This is a genomic window from Stenotrophomonas veracruzanensis (genome assembly GCF_032911525.1).
Taxonomy (GTDB): Bacteria; Pseudomonadota; Gammaproteobacteria; order Xanthomonadales; family Xanthomonadaceae; genus Stenotrophomonas; species Stenotrophomonas africana.
On record NZ_JAWJTI010000004.1, the window covers coordinates 66,842 to 84,398 of the forward strand.

Consider the following 17,557-nt stretch of genomic DNA (forward strand, 5'->3'; position numbering starts at 1 on the left):
ACCGTCGGTCGGCACCGCGTATGGGCAGAAGGTCATGCTGCCTTCCTGCACGGGCTTGGTTAGGATGGGGAACGACCACCCCGTGCCCCGAGCCGGGGTGGACCTGCCGTTTGCCGGGATCCTCCATGCGCCACCTGTTCGCTTCGCTCGCCCTCATGCTCGCCACCACAACCGCCGCCCACGCTGAAAAGCTGACCCTGGAAGCCATCACCGGCCCGCTGCCGTTGTCCGGCCCGACCCTGATGAAGCCGAAGGTGGCGCCGGACGGTTCGCAGGTCAGTTTCCTGCGCGGCAAGGACAGTGACCGCAACCAGCTGGACCTGTGGACCTACGACATCGGCAGCGGTCAGACCCGCCTGCTGGTCGATTCCAAGGTAGTGCTGCCCGGCACCGAGACCCTCAGCGATGAGGAAAAGGCACGCCGCGAACGCCAGCGCATCGCCGCGATGACCGGCATCGTCGATTACCAGTGGTCGCCGGACGCGCAGCGCCTGCTGTTCCCGTTGGGCGGCGAGCTGTACCTGTACGACCTCAAACAGCAGGGCCAGGCCGCAGTACGCCAGCTGACCCACGGTGAAGGCTTCGCCACCGACGCCAAGCTGTCGCCCAAGGGCGGCTTCGTCAGCTTCATCCGCGGCCGCAACCTGTGGGTGATCGACCTGGCCAGTGGCAAGCAGCTGCAGCTGACCCGCGACGGCAGCACCACCATCGGCAACGGCGTGGCCGAGTTCGTCGCCGACGAGGAAATGGATCGCCACACCGGTTACTGGTGGGCGCCGGACGATTCGGCGATTGCCTTTGCCCGCATCGACGAATCCCCGGTACCGGTGCAGAAGCGCTACGAGGTCTATGCCGACCGCACCGACGTGATCGAACAGCGTTACCCGGCCGCCGGCGATGCCAACGTGCGCGTGCAGCTGGGCGTGATCGCACCGGCCGTCGATGCGCAGCCGCGTTGGGTCGACCTCGGCAAGGAACAGGACATCTATCTGGCCCGCGTCGATTGGCGCGATGCGCAGCACCTGAGCTTCCAGCGCCAGTCGCGCGACCAGAGGCAGCTGGACCTGGTGGAAGTGGCGCTCGATTCCAACCGCCAGCGCGTGCTCGCCCACGAGACCAGCCCGACCTGGGTGCCGCTGCACAACAGCCTGCGCTTCCTTGAAGACGGCAGCGTGCTGTGGTCATCCGAGCGCACCGGCTTCCAGCACCTGTACCGCATCGACAGCAAGGGCAAGACCACCGCGTTGACCCATGGCAACTGGCCGGTGGACGAGCTGCTGGCGGTCGATGAAAAGGCCGGCAAGGCCTACTTCCGCGCCGGCATCGAGACCTCGCGCGAAAGCCAGATCTACGCGGTATCGCTGCAGGGCGGTGAGCCGCAGCGCCTGTCGAAGGCGCCGGGCATGCACAGCGCCAGCTTCGCCCGCAACGCCAGCGTCTACGTCGACAGCTGGTCCAACAGCACCACGCCGCCGCAGATCGAACTGTTCCGCGCCAATGGCGAGAAGATCGCCACCCTGCTCGAGAACGACCTGGCCGATCCCAAGCACCCCTATGCGCGCTACCGCGATGCGCAGCGCCCGGTGGAGTTCGGCACGTTGATGGCTGCCGACGGCAAGACCCTGCTGAACTACAGCCTGATCAAGCCGGCCGGCTTCGATCCGTCCAAGCGCTACCCGGTGGCGGTGTACGTCTATGGTGGCCCGGCCAGCCAGACTGTCACCGACAGCTGGCCTGGCCGTGGCGACCACCTGTTCAACCAGTACCTGGCCCAGCAGGGCTACGTGGTGTTCTCGCTGGACAACCGTGGCACCCCGCGACGTGGCCGCGACTTCGGTGGCGCGTTGTACGGCAAGCAGGGCACGGTGGAAGTGACCGACCAGCTGCGCGGCGTGACCTGGCTGAAGCAGCAACCTTGGGTGGACCCGGCGCGCATCGGTGTGCAGGGCTGGTCCAACGGTGGCTACATGACCCTGATGCTGCTGGCCAAGGCCTCGAACCAGTACGCCTGTGGCGTGGCCGGTGCGCCGGTCACCGACTGGGGCCTGTACGACAGCCACTACACCGAACGCTACATGGATCTGCCGGCGCGCAATGAAGCGGGTTACCGAGAAGCGCGCGTGCTGACCCATATCGACGGCCTGCGCTCGCCGCTGCTGCTGATCCACGGCATGGCCGATGACAACGTGCTGTTCACCAACTCGACCAGCCTGATGAGTGCGCTGCAGAAGCGTGCACAGCCGTTCGAACTGATGACCTATCCGGGTGCCAAGCACGGCCTGTCCGGTGCCGATGCGCTGCATCGCTACCGCGTGGCCGAAGCCTTCCTGGGACGTTGCCTGAAACCCTGATCACCCGCCGGGAAGGAGCCCGCCATGACCCTGCCACCACCGATTCCCACCCCTGGACAGGCCTCCACCGGTTGGTGGTGCCGTCATTGGCGCTGGGCGATGCCGTTGACGGTGGTGCTGGTGCTGGGCGGTGCAGGTGGCGTGGTGACCTGGAGCGTGTTGCGCTGGAGCGAGGCGGCACGCGAGAGCCCGCCGATGCGCGAAGCGCTGCGTCGCGCGGGCTGCAGCATCGAACTGGTGGAAGCCTTCGGCGAGCCGCTGCATATTGAATCGATGCCACTGGGCAGCATGGAGACCGCGATCAACGGCCAGCGCGATGTCGGCCTGACCGTGGCCCTGGAGGGTCCGCACGCGCACGGTCGGCTGTTCGTGAAGGGCACCCGCAGTGACGACGTTTGGGATTACCCGGTGATGTACGTGCTGGGCGAGAACAAGCAGACCTTCGACCTGACGGCGCTGGATGATGATGAAGCCGCGCAGGAGTGCGAGCTGCAGGCCTGCCGCGAACGCGGCGAATGCCCGCTGACCGCCGCGTTGTGACCTCCACGGGCAGGCGACTGCGGGACGTCGACCGGGTAGATTCGACTGTCAGTCGACTGCTCTTCGATCAGATAGCGAAACCCCCGCGCTGCGCGCGATAGTCGACTGACAGTCGACTCTACGCCGGCAGGCTTCCGCGGAGCCCCGGCTGCACAACCAGCCCGCCATGACTTCCCGCCGATTGTCGCCATCGCCGTGAGCGCGTAGGGTGCGGGCAACCCTTTGCTGGAGTGTCCCATGAAGCCGATTGCGCTCGCCGTTGCCTTGGCCCTGACTGCCGCCCCGCTGCTGTCCGCCCCGCCGGCCCTGGCCGCGCCGGCTGCGAAGGCTGCCACACCGGCCAGCCCGGCCTGGGTCGCCCGCAGCAATGCGCTGGCGCAGATCCTGCTGGATGCGCAGGGGCCGTTCCAGCCGGAAGAGACCGGCTTCTTCGGCGTGCCCGGCTACGACGACAAGGTGGCTGACCTCGGTCCGGACAACGGCAAGCGCTACCGCGCTGCGATGGCCAAGGCCCGCGACGAACTGAAGGCGAAGCTGGCCACCGAGAAGGATCCCAATGTCCGCCAGGACCTTGAGATCATGATTCACGCCGCCAGCCAGAACATCGAAGGCAGCGAGCTCAACGAGAAGTACCTGCTGCCGTGGAGCGATGCGCCGCAGACCGTGTTCAGCGGCCTCAACCTGCTGCTGTCCGACCAGGTGCCGGCCGAGCGCCGGGCCAAGGCGCTTGACCGCCTCAAGGCCTATGCGGGCCTGCAGCAGGGCGGCACCGCCTTCACCACGCTGGCCCGCCAGCGCTACGAAGAACGCCTGAAGGACAGCAGCCTGCTGCAGCCGACGAAGATCGAAGTGCAGCAGTCGCTGGACAACGTCGAGACCTACATCACCGGCATCGAGTCGCTGCTGAAGAAGTACCAGATCGCCGGCGCCGATGAGGCGATGAAGGCACTGGCCGGGCAGATGAAGGACTACGCCAACTGGACGCGCACCAGCGTGCTGCCGAAGGCGCGCACCGACGCACGCCTGCCGGCGCCGCTGTACGCCTACCAGCTCAAGCAGGTCGGCATCGACATCGATCCGAAGCTGTTGATGCAGCGCGCGCAGCTGGAATTCATGGAAACCCGCTCGGCGATGCAGCAGCTGGCACCGCTGGTGGTGAAGGACAAGGGCCTGAAGGTGGCGGACCCGAGCGACCCGGTTGCGGTGATCCGCGCACTGAAGGCCGACAAGATTGCCGACGATCATCTGGAAGGCCACTACCGCAAGGTGATCGATGCGATCGACCCGCTGATCCGCGAGCACGCCATCGTCGACGTGCCCAAGCGCGCCATGCAGATGCGCCTGGGTTCGGCTGCCGAGAGCGCGGCCAGCCCGGCTCCGCATTTCCTGCCGGCGCCGCTGGTCAACAACACCGGGCAGCAGGGCACCTTCGTGCTGCCGCTGGGCAACCCGGCGGCGGGTCCGGGCGCACAGTACGACGATTTCAACTTCGGTGCGGCGGCGTGGACGCTCAGCGCGCATGAAGGCCGCCCCGGCCACGAGCTGCAGTTCACCGCCATGGTCGAGCGTGGCATCTCGCTGGCACGCACCATGTTCGCGTTCAATTCGGTGAACGTGGAAGGCTGGGCGCTGTATGCCGAGGCCGAGATGGTGCCGTACGAACCGCTGGACGGTCAGATGATCGCCCTGCAGTTCCGCCTGCTGCGGGCCGCGCGCGCGATGCTGGACCCGATGCTCAACCTCGGCCTGACCGACCGCGCCAACGGCGAGCGCGTGCTGATGGAGCAGGTCGGCCTGTCCAAGGCGATGGCCACCCAGGAACTGGACCGCTACATGGTGCGCATGCCGGGCCAGGCTGGGAGCTACTTCTATGGTTACACCCGCATCCTCGAACTGCGCATGCAGACCGAGCTGGCGCTGGGTGCGAAGTTCGACCGCCTGGCCTTCAACAACTTCCTGCTCGACCAGGGCCTGCTGCCGCCGGACCAGCTGGCCGACGCGGTGAACAAGGTGTTCGTGCCGAAGTACAAGCGCTGAGCATCTCCGGTAGTGCCGGCCGCTGGCCGGCAACCGGTGTTGGTAGATGCCGACCTTGGTCGGCGCTGTGGGTTCGTGCCAACCAAGGTTGGCACCCACCAGAGCGATGTGTTGGCTGTTGCAGGGATGTGCCGGCCAGCGGCCGGCACTACCCGCTTTGACGCTGCTGCGTCACCGCTGCGGGGTGATCACCTGTGTCGGCAACCGCGCCGGCGGTGCCGGATTCGGCACCCAGATCGCGACGCCGGCGGCGCGCTTCTGCGTGGTCGGAATACCAATGCCGACGCCGCCACCGACGTGCGAGCCAAACGAACCGGCGCCGACCGACATGCCCACCGGCGAGCCACTGCTGCCCACGCCCATCAACACCACGCCATTGGCGCCGAGCGCGGCGGCCTCCCGCTTCAGGCGTGCCACGGCGGCATCGGTCTGGCCCTGGGTGCCGAAGCCGACGGCGGACGCCGATTCCAGCTGGGCAATTTCCTGGGACCCCGCCGGCGGGGTCGAGTAGATCTGCACCAGCGCCGGATCGATCGGTGCGCGGGCGCGGCCCAGCATCACCTTGGAGGTGCTGGCACAGCCAGCGGCGACCAGCAGGATGGCCGCCAACGCGGCCCAACGGATGTTCATGGCACGACCCCTGTAGGACTGGTTGCGATCATCGGCGGGCCACTCTGAATCGGCGCCAACACCCGGGCCAGGGCTCGCACGGCAGCACGCTAGCACGGTGCGGGTGACAGCCCCGCCAATGGCAGTAGGCGGCGGCAGCGGGAACGTCTATGGTTGGGGCAGGAACCAACTGCGGGAGAGCGGCATGGGTGTGATCAGTCTGTTGTGGGGCGTACTGGCGCTGTTGTGGATGATCCTGGCGCTGATTCCACTGCTCGGCTGGGGCAACTGGTTCCTGATCCCGTTCGCTGCAGTGGGCGCGGTCATCGCCGCGCTGGGCATCCTGTTCACCCACCCGAGCAAGCGTGGCCGGGCCTGGGCCGGTCTGGTCCTGAACGGCATCGTGGTGGTGGTGGGCATCCTCCGCCTCGGCCTGGGTGGTGGCGTCATCTGAGCCCACGCCCGGGTGCGACAGGGCGTCGCAGGCGCACGGTCCATGGCCGGGCAGGGGCGTACAATGAATGGCTGCGCGAGCCCCCCGCGTGCCTGTGAATCCGCGCCCGGCGCGGCTGCCCCATGATCATCCGACCCCGTCCCCACGGCTGGCAACTGCTGTACATCCTGCGCGGTTCGATCGTCAAAGCGATCGCGCCCAAGGTGCTGGCCATCCTGATCCTGTCCATCGCCGTGGCCGCGGTAGTGGAACTGGCGCCGCCGACCGGCATCGAACGCGTGTCGGTCACGCCGTTCACCCTGCTCGGCCTGGTGCTGTCGATCTTCCTCAGCTTCCGCAACAGCGCCTGCTACGAGCGCTGGTGGGAAGGCCGCAAGCTGTGGGGCCAGCTGGTCTACGAATCGCGTTCGCTGGCCCGCCAGGTGAACCTGCTGCTGGCCGATGACACCGGCCGCCGTCGCCGCATCGCCTACCTCACCACCGCGTTCGCCCACGCCCTGGCCGGGCGCCTGCGCGGGCGCATCGTGGCGCTGATGGCCCTGCCGTGGCTGGACAAGCGCCAGCGCGAACAGCTGGGCCAGCGCGAGAACGTGCCCGACGCGCTGCTCTCGATGATCGCGGCCGAGCTGGCCCAGGCGCTGCGCAGCGGTGAGCTCGATCCGATCCTCTACACCCAGCTGGAAGAGCGCCTGCACGCGATGTCGTCGATCCAGGCCGGCTGCGAGCGCATCCTCACCACCCCGCTGCCGTTCGCCTACACCCTGCTGCTGCATCGCTGCGCGTGGATGTTCTGCGTGCTGCTGCCGTTCGGCCTGGCCAGTTCGCTGGGCTGGGGCACGCCGGTGCTGTCGGCGGTGCTGGCCTATGCCTTCTTCGGCCTGGACCAGCTGGGCGAAGAAATGGAAGACCCGTTCGGCCTGGAGCCGAACGACCTGCCGCTGGACGCGCTGGTGCGCACGATCGAGATCGACCAGCTCGACGCGCTCGGCGAACGCCCATTGCCCGAACCCCTCCTGCCGCAGGGTTACCTGTTGCAATAGCCACTCCTCGGAGCCTGCCATGTCCCACCCGCTTTACCGCCCGCGCCGCATGCGCCATGACGAGTTCTCACGCCGCCTGATGCGCGAGAACACGCTGACCACCGACGACTTGATCTACCCGGTGTTCGTGCACGAACTGGCCGGCCGCACCGCAGTACCGTCGATGCCGGGTGTGGAGCGGCTGTCGATCGAAGAACTGCTGAAGGTGGCCGAAGAGGCGCTTGAGCTGGGCATTCCGGTGATCGACCTGTTCCCGGTGATCGACCCGTCGCTGAAGTCGCTGGATGCATCGGCGGCGTGGGCCGAGGACGGCCTGGCGCAGCGTGCGATCCGCGCGCTGAAGTCGCGCTTCCCGGAGCTGGGGGTGATGACCGACGTGGCGCTGGACCCGTACACCACCCACGGCCAGGACGGCATCATCGATGACAAGGGCTATGTGCTGAACGACATCACCGTCGAGGCGCTGGTCAAGCAGTCGGTATCGCACGCCGAGGCCGGCGTCGACATCGTATCTCCGTCGGACATGATGGACGGCCGCATCGGCGCGATCCGTCGTGCGCTGGATGCCGACAATCACGTCAACGTGCGCATCATGGCTTACTCGGCCAAGTACGCCTCGGCGTTCTACGGTCCGTTCCGTGATGCGGTGGGCAGCGCGGCCAGCCTCGGCAAGGCCGACAAGAAGACCTATCAGATGGACCCGGCCAACGGCGACGAGGCCCTGCGCGAGATCGCGCTGGACCTGGAAGAGGGCGCCGACATGGTGATGGTCAAGCCGGGCATGCCGTACCTGGACCTGGTGCGCCGGGTGAAGGAAAAATTCGGCGTGCCGACCTTCGCGTATCAGGTGAGTGGCGAGTACGCGATGATGAAGGCCGCCTTCGCCAATGGCTGGCTGGACGAGCGCGCCTGCGTGCTGGAGTCGCTGCTGGGCTTCAAGCGGGCCGGTGCCGATGGCGTGCTGACCTATTTCGCGCCGCAGGTGGCGCGATGGCTGCGCGAGCGCTGACAATAGCGCCACGATAGACGGAGGACTGCGCGATGGGACCCGAACTGGGATGGATGCAATGGCTGATCTGGGGCACCGGCACGCTGGTGTTCGGCGCCATCATCGTCGGTGTCTTCATCGCCGCCTGGCGGGCTGGCAAGCGCCCGCCGGAGCAGCTCTCCGCCGCCCGCCATGTCGCCCGTGAGCAGGCCCTGCCGGACAGCGTGCAGGCCGAACTGGCCGCGCTGAACCAGCGCAAGGACAATGGCCAGCTGAGCGAGGTGGAGTACGAGCAGTTGCGCGCCCAGGTGTTGTCGCGCTGACCGGGCGTTTCATCCACGCATGGCGTGGATCTACTGGTAGTCGCCAACCTTGGTTGGCGCTTTCACGTATGCCAACCAAGGTTGGCATCTACCAAACGGCTATCCACGCATGGCGTGGATCTACCGGATACACCCGGCCACCGCCGCCACCTTCGGCACCGCCAGCCGGTACACATCCACGCCACCGGCACGCGGTGCCCTGGCCGCGCTGCTGGCCACCATCATCTCGCCCGGCTTGGCGTTGTCGATCACCGGCGCGCCGGTCCAGCCGCCGGCCTGGTTGAACGACAGCCCCAATGGCTGCAGCGACGCGCCAGTCCACGCACAACCGCTGCTCCACACCTGTGCGGTCGCGCCGCTGCCGCGGCTGAACACCACCGCGCCGTCGTTGCCCAGCCAGTCGCCGTCGGTCTCATCGTCGGCGCTGTTCAACGCGGTCAGTGCGGTGGCCGGGCCACGCACGCCCTGCGCGTCCAGCGGCGCCACGAACAGGTCCCAGCCGGCGCCGCGGCCCTGCTGGCGGGCAAACAACAGCTGCCTGCCATCCGTGCTCAGGGCCGGCCCGCGCTCTTCCCGGCGACCGCCGTCCCCCGCCATCGGCTGCGCCGGGCCCAGCCGACCATCGGCTTCCACTGCGGCCCGGTACAGCGCCAGCTTGCCCTCGCGGCCGGCCGCGAACAGCAGCCAGCGGCCGTCACGGCTGAAGTAGGGATCACGGGCCTCACCGGCCACGCCTACCGGCAGTGCCTGCGCCTGCTGCCATCGGCCGTCGACCACGCGCGCCTCCCACAGGCCCCAGCCATCTTCGCCGCGGCGGGCGAAAACGATGCGCTGGCCATCGGCGCTGATCGTGGCGCGGCCCTCGTCGGCACGGGTCGAGACCAAGCCCATGCCTTCGATGCCGTACTCGTTCAACGCCATCGCCACGGGGGCAGAGAGTAGACTGGCGGCAAGCACCAGCAGGGGCGGGGTGATGCGCATCATCCGGGTCCGTGCACGAAAGAGCATCAGTCTAGCCAGCTTGAGGATTCCATGACCGACCGTTACGCCGTCTTCGGACACCCCGTTGCCCACTCGAAGTCGCCGCAGATCCACGCGACGTTCGGTCGCCAGGAAGGCATCAGCATCGACTACCGTGCGATCGACCTGGCCCCGGATGCGTTCCTGGCCGGCCTGGAAGCCTTCGCCGCCGACGGCGGTGTCGGCGCCAACATCACCTCGCCGCACAAGGAAGCCGCGTTCTCGGTGTGCACCACCCTGACCGCACGTGCGCGCCGTGCCGGCTCGGTCAACACGCTGCTGCGCAAGGGCGACCGCTGGCATGGCGATACCACCGATGGCATCGGCCTGGTGCGTGACCTGACCGACCGCCATGGCCTGGACCTGCGCGGCCGCCGCATGCTGCTGATCGGTGCCGGTGGCTCCGCGCGCAGCGTCGCCCCGGCCTTCCTTGATGCCGGCATCACCGAACTGGTGGTGGTCAACCGCACGCCGGAACGCGCCGATGAACTGATCGACGCGATGGGCGAACCGGGCCGCGCGATCAGCCGCTACTGGGAAGACCTGCGTGACCTGGGCGACTTCGAGCTGATCGTCAATGCCACCTCGGCCGGCCGCGACCGCGACGTCGAGTTCAAGCTGCCGCTGTCGCTGGTCAATTCAATGACCACCGCCGTTGACCTGAACTACGGCGAGGCCGCCATCGCTTTCCTGGCCTGGGCGCGCGCGGCGAACTGCCGCAATACCGTGGATGGCCTGGGCATGCTGGTCGAACAGGCGGCCGAGAGCTTCCTGCAGTGGCATGGCGTGCGCCCTCAGACCGACGAGATCTACCAGTCGCTGCGCCAGGGCGCGGCGGTGCTGGCCGGCGAGGACTGATCGATGGACAGCACAACGTTGATGGTGACCGTGCTGAGCATGGTCGGCGTGCGCCTGCCGGTGCTGATCGCGCTGTGCATCGGGCTGGTCTGGGTGGTCGGCGCACCGCGCGATGCCACCCGCACCGGCGCCCTGGTCGGCCTGGTGCTGTTGCTGCTGTCCAGCCTGGGCGGCCTGGCGGCGGGTGTCCTGCCGATGTGGCTGGTCAGCAGTGGCAACTTCAGCGCCATCTCAGGCATGGGCACCATCCTCGGCGTGCTGCATTTCGCCCTGGCAATGGTCGAGGCCATCGGCGTGGTGCTGCTGGTCTGGGCACTGGTGCGCCTGCTGCGTAGCCGTACGATCCCGGCCACCTGAGCGGCAGCGCCGGGCCATGCCCGGCGTATCTGCCCCTGGGATGGTCCGGCCACTGGACCGGGACCGCCAGCGGGCGTCGTCGCTGGCCCGTTCAGGGTGCCAGCAGCAGTGAACGTGGCCGGCCATGCGACAATGACCGGCCTGATCCAGCCACGGTAATTCCCGGCGTGACCGAAACCGTCGCCGCTCCGCGCACGCTTGATGACGCCTTGAAGGACGCGATCCGCAAGGCGTACACGACGCTGCAGGCCAATACACCCGGCTTCTCCACCCGCCGCTCGCAGAGCCAGATGATCGGTGTGGTGTCGCGCGCGCTGTCGAAAAGCGGCGGCGTCGGCGTGGTCGAGGCGCCCACCGGTGTCGGCAAGAGCCTGGGCTACCTCACCGCAGGTGTACCGATCGCGCTGGCCACCAAGAAGAAGCTGGTGATCAGCACCGGCACCGTGGCCCTGCAGTCGCAGCTGGTCGAGCGCGATATCCCGAATTTTCTCAAAGCCACCGGCCTGGAAGCGACCGTGGCGCTGGCCAAGGGCCGTACCCGCTACCTGTGCACGCGCAATGCCGCCGAGGCGCAGGGCGAGGGCTCGCAGGGCGGCATGTTCGAGGATGACGCGCCACTGTTCGACCGGCCGCTGGCGCCGATCGAGATGGACATCGCCAAGCGCCTGACTGACGCCTTCACCGGCGGCAGCTGGGACGGCGACATCGACAACGCACCGGAGACCATCAGCCCTGGCCTGCGCAGCCGCATCACCACGCCGGCCTCGGGCTGCGCCGGGCGCCGTTGTGCCTATTCGGCGCAGTGCGCGGTGCTGCGCTCGCGCAACACGGTGCGCGACGCGCAGATCGTGGTCACCAACCACGCACTGCTGCTGTCGGCGCTGTCGATCGGCGACAGCGACAACGGCCAGCCGTTGATCGCGCCGCCGTCGGACATGCTGCTGGTGCTGGACGAAGGCCATCACATCGGCAACGTGGCGATCGACCAGGGCGCGGCCAGCCTGGCGCTGGACGAGATGGCCAAGCGCACCGGCCGCCTGCAGATCCTGATCGCCGGTGCCTACCGCGCGGTCGACAAGGATCGCCTCGGCAACCTGTTGCCGAACGAAGCGATCGAAGTCGCCAGCAACGTGGCCAAGCAGCTGCGCGCGTTCCGCGATCACATCGAGCGGGTGTGGATGCCGGCACCGGCGGACGAAGAGCCGATGTGGCGCGCGGCCAACGGGCGCCTGCCCGAGGCTTGGCGCGAGCCGATCGAGGCCCTCGCCGACGATACCCGCAGCCTCTACAACTGGGCGCACGCCGCCACCGCGCAGGTGGCCAAGGGCAAGCCGGACGATGCCGGGCGCGAGCGCCTGCAGCGCAACCTGGGCATGGCGCTGGAAATGATCGAGCAGCAGTACAACCTGTGGCAGGCCTGGCGCCGTGAGGACAAGGACGGCGCGCCGCCGATGGCGCGCTGGGTCACCGCTACCCGCGATGGCGACCTGGTGCTGCACGGCTCGCCGGTATCGGCCGCGCACGTGCTGCGCAAGCTGCTGTGGGATGAAGTGGACTCGGTGGTGATGACCTCGGCGACGCTGACCGGCGGTGGCGACTTCCAGTCGCTGGCGATCGACAACGGCATCCCCGAAGAGGCCGAGATGGTCTCGCTGTCGTCACCGTTCGACCTGCCCAACCAGGCCGAGCTGATCGTGCCGAAGTTCCCGGTCACCCCGGACGACCGCGAAGGCCACCCGCGCGAAGTGGCGCGCTACCTCGACACCGAGCTGGACTGGGCCAAGGGCTCGATGGTGCTGTTCACCTCGCGCTGGAAGATGGAGAAGGTGGCCGGGCTGATGTCGGCCGCGCGCCGCAAGCAGGTGCTGGTGCAGGGCGAGATGTCCAAGACCCGCCTGATCGACGAGCACCTGCGCCGCGTGGCCGCGGGCGAGGGCTCGGTGCTGTTCGGGCTGAACTCGTTCGGCGAGGGCCTCGACCTGCCCGGTGAGGCCTGCACCACCGTGGTGATCACCCAGGTGCCGTTCGCGGTGCCGACCGACCCGCAGACCGCCACCCTCAGCGAGTGGTTCGAGGGGCGCGGGCTCAACGCGTTCAACCTGATCGCCATTCCGCATGCGCTGCGCACGCTGACCCAGTTCGCCGGCCGCCTGATCCGCACCTCCACCGACACCGGCCGCGTGGTCATTCTTGATTCGCGGCTGCTGACCCGCCGCTACGGCAAGCGCATCATCGACGCGCTGCCGCCGTTCAAGCGCGTGATCGGCTGAGAAAAGGGGACGGAGGGGATTAAGTCGTTTGTGCCTCAAACGACTTAATCCCCTCCGTCCCCTTTTCCAGATGCCGGCCAGCGGCCGGCGCTACCGGATCGGCATCAATCGCCGAGCAGCGCGGTGTTGCGTACGGCGCCCTTGTCGGCGCTGGTGGCCAGCAGGGCGTAGGCCTTCAATGCGCTGGTGACCTTGCGCGGGCGCGGCGCACGCGGTTTCCAGCCGCGTGCATCAGCGTCGGCGCGGCGTTGGGCCAGCGTGGCCTCGTCCAGCAGCAGATCGATGCGGCGGGCGGGGATGTCGATGCGGATGCGGTCGCCATCTTCCACAAGGCCGATGACACCGCCACTGGCCGCTTCCGGTGAGACGTGGCCGATCGACAGGCCCGAGGTGCCGCCGGAGAAGCGGCCGTCGGTGAGCAGTGCGCACTGCTTGCCCAGTCCCTTCGACTTCAGGTAGCTGGTCGGATAGAGCATTTCCTGCATGCCGGGGCCGCCCTTCGGACCTTCGTAGCGGATCACCACCACCTCGCCCGGCTGCACTTCGTCGGCGAGGATGCCGGCCACGGCGGCGTCCTGGCTTTCATAGACGCGCGCGGGACCTTCGAACACGTGGATCGATTCGTCCACGCCGGCGGTCTTCACCACGCAGCCATCCACGGCCAGATTGCCGCGCAACACGGCGAGGCCGCCTTCCAGTGAGTACGCATGCTGCAGCGAGCGGATGCAGCCTTCGGCGCGGTCCACGTCCAGCGTCGGCCAGCGCGTGGCCTGGCTGAAGGCCTCCTGGGTGGGAATCCCGGCCGGGCCGGCCTTGAAGAAGGTATGCAGGGTGTCGTTGTCACTGCGCACCACGTCCCAGCGTTCCAGTGCGTCGGCCAGGCTGGCGCTGTGCACGGTCGGCACCGTGGTATCGAGCAGGCCGGCACGGTCCAGTTCACCCAGGATGCCGAACACACCACCGGCGCGGTGCACGTCCTCGATGTGGTACTTCGGCGTGTTCGGCGCCACCTTGCACAGCTGCGGCACGCGCCGCGACAGCGCGTCGATGTGGGTCAGGTCGAAGTCGACCTCCGCTTCCTGTGCGGCGGCCAGCAGATGCAGGATGGTGTTGGTGGAGCCGCCCATGGCGATGTCCAGGGTCATCGCATTGGCAAATGCGGCCTGGGTGGCGATGCCGCGCGGCAGCGCGCTGGGGTCTTCGCCGCCATACCAGCGGTGGCAGAGTTCGACGATCAGGCGGCCGGCGCGGCGGAACAGCGCTTCGCGGTCGGCATGGGTGGCCAGCGTGGTGCCGTTACCGGGCAGCGACAGGCCCAGCGCTTCGGTCAGGCAGTTCATCGAGTTGGCGGTGAACATGCCCGAGCAGGAACCGCAGGTGGGGCAGGCGCTGCGCTCGAACGCCGCGACCTTCTCGTCGGAGGCGCTGTCATCGGCGGCCACCACCATCGCATCGACCAGATCCAGCTTGTGCTCGGACAGCTTGGTCTTGCCCGCTTCCATCGGCCCGCCGGAGACGAACACCACCGGGATGTTCAGGCGCAGCGCGGCCATCAGCATGCCGGGGGTGATCTTGTCGCAGTTGCTGATGCACACCAGTGCGTCGGCACAGTGCGCGTTGACCATGTACTCCACGGCGTCGGCAATGATCTCGCGGCTGGGCAGCGAATACAGCATGCCGTCGTGGCCCATCGCGATGCCGTCGTCCACGGCGATGGTGTTGAATTCCTTGGCGACGCCACCGACCTGCTCGATCTCGCGCGCGACCAGCTGGCCGAGGTCCTTCAGGTGCACGTGGCCAGGCACGAACTGGGTGAAGGAGTTGGCGATGGCGATGATCGGCTTGTGGAAGTCGCCATCCTTCATGCCGGTGGCACGCCACAGGGCGCGGGCGCCGGCCATGTTGCGGCCGGCGGTGGAGGTGCGGGAACGGTATTCGGGCATGGCTGGCGGAACGGGCGGGCCGTACGACGTGGGGGTCGCCTGATCATGGCCAATTTTTTCGGTTGCTGCTGCAACCACCGGATCACGCCCCCGCAACCGGACCCACCCCGCCTTCGACAGTTTCCTGCGATCTGTCGGGGCCGGCGCTCTGCTCCTGGTAGGTGCCGACCTTGGTCGACACGGTAGATCCACGCCATGCGTGGATGATGGGGAACGACGAAAATGAAAGGCCGTTCATCTTTCGGACTTTGCCGATTCCGGTTGCTGGTCAGGATTTGGCATCATTGGGGCATTGATCCGTCGACAGGGCATGAGGCCATGAAACGTTCCCGCACCACCGCGCTGCTGCTGATGAGCGCCGCGCCGCTGCTGTTCACCGCCTGCCAGAAGGAGCCGGAGGTGAAGGTGCAGGAAGGCCTGTACACCTCGGTGGAGGCCTGCACCGAGGCCACCGGCGATCCGTCGTCGTGCCGCAATGCCTTTGCTGAAGCGCAGAAGCAGGCCGCCGATGCCGCGCCGAAGTACGCCAGCAAGGAAGCCTGCGAGAAGGACTACAAGCCGGAACAGTGCGTGCAGCAGCACACCTCGGCCGGTACCTCGTTCATCGGCCCGATGATGATGGGCTTCTTCATGTCGCAGATGCTGAGCAACCGCGGTGGCCTGGCCCCGCAGGCGCCGGCGGCGTCGCCGGCCTACCAGGACAAGAGCGCCGGCTGGGCGCGCCCGGCTCCGGGCGGCAGCGGCGGCCTCAACACCGCCAGCGGCATCGGCGCCGGCAAGGCCGGCCTGGCCCCGGTCACCAGCGAGCCGAACCGTGCGGTCACTGCCAGCCGTGGTGGCTTCGGCAACACCAGCGCGCGCCGCAGCACCAGCGGCAGCTACGGCGGCTGATCGACCCATGCAGCGCATCCGGATTGCCGAGCGTGCCCAGTGGCGGGCACGCGCGGAAGAGGCGGGTTTCCGCTTCCACACCATCGACGGCCAGCCGTACTGGGATGAAAGCGCGTACTACGCCTTCACCCTGCGCCAGATCGAACAGGACATCGAAGACCCCAGCGCCGAGCTGCACCAGATGGCGCTGGACCTGGTCGGGGATGTCATCGGCAGCGAACGGCTGATGGACCAGCTGGCGATTCCGTCGCACTACCGCGACTGGATCGCCGACAGCTGGCGCCAGCGCCAGCCACACCTCTATGGCCGCCTGGACCTGGCCTATGACGGCACCGGCCCGGCCAAGCTGTACGAACTGAACTACGACACGCCGACCTCGCTGTTCGAGGCCAGCTTCTTCCAGTGGCAGTGGCTGGAAGACCAGCGTAATGCCGGTCGCCTGCCGCAGCATGCCGACCAGTTCAACGCGATCCACGAAGCGCTGGTTGAACGCTTCGGCGAACTGGCCACGCAGCTGCCGCCGCCGCTGTACTTCAGTGCCGTGGGCAGTTCGGAAGAAGACCGCGGCACTGTCGACTACCTGCGCGACTGCGCTTCGCAGGCCGGCCTGCATGGCCAGGCCATTGCCGTCGAGGACATCGGTCTGTCCGAGGACGGGCGCTTCACGGCGCTGGATGATTCGGTGATCGGCACGCTGTTCAAGCTGTATCCGCTGGAAGACCTGATGGCCGAAGAGTTCGGCCGCGCGCTGCCCGGTTCGGGCGTGCAGCTGCTGGAACCGGCCTGGAAGGCGGTGCTGAGCAACAAGGGCATCCTGCCGCTGCTGTGGCAGCGCAACGTGGGCCATCCGAACCTGCTGGAAGCGCATTTCGATGACGGCAGCACGCTGGCGTCGGGCTGGGTGCGCAAGCCGCTGTTCTCGCGCGAAGGCGCGAACATCGAGATGCATCTGGCCGATGGCAGCACCCAGCGCAGTGACGGTCCCTACGACGGCCCGGCGATCATCCAGCGCGCGCATCCGCTCACCCGCTTCGAAGGCGGCTACCCGCTGATCGGCAGCTGGGTGATCGGTGACCACGCCTGCGGCATCGGCATCCGCGAGGACGACAGCGCGATCACCCGCGACAGTGCGCGCTTCGTGCCGCACGCGATCGTCGATGAGGCGCCGACGCGGATCTACGTCTGATGGCGGTGCGGCGCAATCGCGACCTGCGGCCTGCGCCACTGCCGGGTCGGCATCTGGATGACGGCCACGCCCTGTGGCGCTATTCGGACCGGATCGCGGTGCGCTGCCATCGCTGCGATACGCCCGGCTGGGTGGTGGGGACGTCGGAATCGCGACGTTTCCGCTGCCTGGGCTGCAGCGCATCTCTCGACAGTGGATGCAGCTGTGGTTGCTGTGTTGCGGGCGACTGGGTCGGACCGGTGCGCTACAGCGGCTATCGTCCCTGCGGATACTGTGGGCACAAATGGGTCCGCGTCGAGCTGCACCGCGCGCGTGCAACGTCGCCGTTGCGGACGCTGGCGGCGGACTGCAGTCAGTGCGGACGCAGCAGCGAGGTGGAGGTCACGCTGTCGCGGTGGCGTGGCAATGAGGCGATCGACCCGCACTTCGGCATGCCGCTGCGGTTGATCGAAAAGACCGCGGCGGGCGTGCTGTGGGCCTACAACGAGGCCCATCTGCAGGCACTGCACGATTACGCTGCCGCGCCTCTGCGCGAGCGCGCGGGCGTCACCAATGGCTCGATGTTTTCGCGCCTGCCGCAGTGGATGAAGCTGGCCCGCAACCGGGTGCTGCTGCAGCGTGCGGTGGAGCGGTTGCAGCGGCGGTTGTTGCAGGGGTAATGCCGGCCGCTGGCCGGCAACCGGTGTTGGT

At 67.9% G+C, this 17,557-nt stretch carries 16 protein-coding genes; 13 read left to right on the plus strand and 3 right to left on the minus strand.

The features are described 5' to 3' along the window. The first annotated feature begins 125 nt into the window (after window positions 1–125). From R1H25_RS05220 to R1H25_RS05230, 3 genes are all read left to right on the plus strand, one after another. The gene (locus R1H25_RS05220) at window positions 126–2,351 is read left to right on the plus strand and encodes a S9 family peptidase (RefSeq protein WP_317222943.1); all 2,226 of its coding nucleotides are present in this window, start codon (window positions 126–128) and stop codon (window positions 2,349–2,351) included. 24 nt (window positions 2,352–2,375) lie between these two features. Continuing rightward, entirely contained in the window at window positions 2,376–2,891 is a 516-nt protein-coding gene (locus R1H25_RS05225) for a cytochrome c oxidase assembly factor Coa1 family protein (RefSeq protein WP_317222944.1), read from the plus strand. Between the two features lie 237 nt (window positions 2,892–3,128). Next, window positions 3,129–4,928 carry a DUF885 domain-containing protein gene (locus R1H25_RS05230; protein ID WP_317222945.1) on the plus strand — a complete coding sequence of 600 codons (1,800 nt, stop codon included), beginning with the start codon at window positions 3,129–3,131 and terminating at the stop codon, window positions 4,926–4,928. Between the two features lie 171 nt (window positions 4,929–5,099). Here the strand turns inward: R1H25_RS05230 and R1H25_RS05235 are convergent, their stop codons facing one another. Beyond that, window positions 5,100–5,558 (minus strand): hypothetical protein, encoded by a 459-nt coding sequence (locus R1H25_RS05235; protein ID WP_088479483.1) that lies wholly within the window; start codon window positions 5,556–5,558, stop codon window positions 5,100–5,102. 184 nt (window positions 5,559–5,742) lie between these two features. Between R1H25_RS05235 and R1H25_RS05240 the strand changes: the two genes are divergently transcribed. The 4 genes from R1H25_RS05240 to R1H25_RS05255 all read left to right on the plus strand — a co-directional run bounded on the left by R1H25_RS05240 (window position 5,743) and on the right by R1H25_RS05255 (window position 8,342). After that, the gene (locus R1H25_RS05240; protein WP_006475755.1) at window positions 5,743–5,991 is read left to right on the plus strand and encodes a hypothetical protein; all 249 of its coding nucleotides are present in this window, start codon (window positions 5,743–5,745) and stop codon (window positions 5,989–5,991) included. Window positions 5,992–6,113: 122 nt separating this feature from the next. Then, a complete protein-coding gene (locus R1H25_RS05245) occupies window positions 6,114–7,031 on the plus strand; it encodes a bestrophin family ion channel (protein ID WP_317222946.1) in 918 nt (305 codons plus the stop codon). Window positions 7,032–7,050: 19 nt separating this feature from the next. Further along, the gene (hemB, locus tag R1H25_RS05250) at window positions 7,051–8,040 is read left to right on the plus strand and encodes a porphobilinogen synthase (RefSeq protein ID WP_005414824.1); all 990 of its coding nucleotides are present in this window, start codon (window positions 7,051–7,053) and stop codon (window positions 8,038–8,040) included. A gap of 32 nt (window positions 8,041–8,072) precedes the next feature. Further along, the gene (locus R1H25_RS05255) at window positions 8,073–8,342 is read left to right on the plus strand and encodes an SHOCT domain-containing protein (protein WP_317222947.1); all 270 of its coding nucleotides are present in this window, start codon (window positions 8,073–8,075) and stop codon (window positions 8,340–8,342) included. A 120-nt stretch (window positions 8,343–8,462) separates the two neighbouring features. Here the strand turns inward: R1H25_RS05255 and R1H25_RS05260 are convergent, their stop codons facing one another. Further along, window positions 8,463–9,326, minus strand: coding sequence for a hypothetical protein (locus R1H25_RS05260; RefSeq protein WP_317222948.1), 864 nt, complete (start codon window positions 9,324–9,326; stop codon window positions 8,463–8,465). Between the two features lie 48 nt (window positions 9,327–9,374). Here R1H25_RS05260 and aroE point away from each other — a divergent pair, with 48 nt between their 5' ends. The 3 genes from aroE (at window position 9,375) to dinG (ending at window position 12,847) form a co-directional block, all read left to right on the plus strand. Beyond that, entirely contained in the window at window positions 9,375–10,220 is an 846-nt protein-coding gene (aroE, locus tag R1H25_RS05265) for a shikimate dehydrogenase (protein ID WP_317222949.1), read from the plus strand. Window positions 10,221–10,223: 3 nt separating this feature from the next. Then, window positions 10,224–10,577 carry a hypothetical protein gene (locus tag R1H25_RS05270; RefSeq protein ID WP_049445074.1) on the plus strand — a complete coding sequence of 118 codons (354 nt, stop codon included), beginning with the start codon at window positions 10,224–10,226 and terminating at the stop codon, window positions 10,575–10,577. Window positions 10,578–10,744: 167 nt separating this feature from the next. Next, window positions 10,745–12,847, plus strand: a complete 2,103-nt coding sequence (gene dinG / locus R1H25_RS05275) for an ATP-dependent DNA helicase DinG (protein ID WP_317222950.1) — start codon at window positions 10,745–10,747, stop codon at window positions 12,845–12,847. 104 nt (window positions 12,848–12,951) lie between these two features. Here dinG and ilvD read toward each other — a convergent pair whose 3' ends face one another. Continuing rightward, the gene (gene ilvD, locus R1H25_RS05280) at window positions 12,952–14,790 is read right to left on the minus strand and encodes a dihydroxy-acid dehydratase (protein WP_057501003.1); all 1,839 of its coding nucleotides are present in this window, start codon (window positions 14,788–14,790) and stop codon (window positions 12,952–12,954) included. Between the two features lie 318 nt (window positions 14,791–15,108). Here ilvD and R1H25_RS05285 point away from each other — a divergent pair, with 318 nt between their 5' ends. From R1H25_RS05285 to R1H25_RS05295, 3 genes are read left to right on the plus strand one after another with little or no spacing between them, the layout of a single operon-like run. Further along, window positions 15,109–15,681, plus strand: coding sequence for a DUF1190 domain-containing protein (locus tag R1H25_RS05285; RefSeq protein WP_014038869.1), 573 nt, complete (start codon window positions 15,109–15,111; stop codon window positions 15,679–15,681). Window positions 15,682–15,688: 7 nt separating this feature from the next. After that, the gene (locus R1H25_RS05290; protein WP_317222951.1) at window positions 15,689–16,867 is read left to right on the plus strand and encodes a glutathionylspermidine synthase family protein; all 1,179 of its coding nucleotides are present in this window, start codon (window positions 15,689–15,691) and stop codon (window positions 16,865–16,867) included. Then, entirely contained in the window at window positions 16,867–17,526 is a 660-nt protein-coding gene (locus R1H25_RS05295) for a hypothetical protein (RefSeq protein ID WP_049444235.1), read from the plus strand. The genes R1H25_RS05290 and R1H25_RS05295 overlap by 1 nt, the downstream gene beginning before the upstream one ends. The last annotated feature ends 31 nt before the right edge of the window (window positions 17,527–17,557 follow it).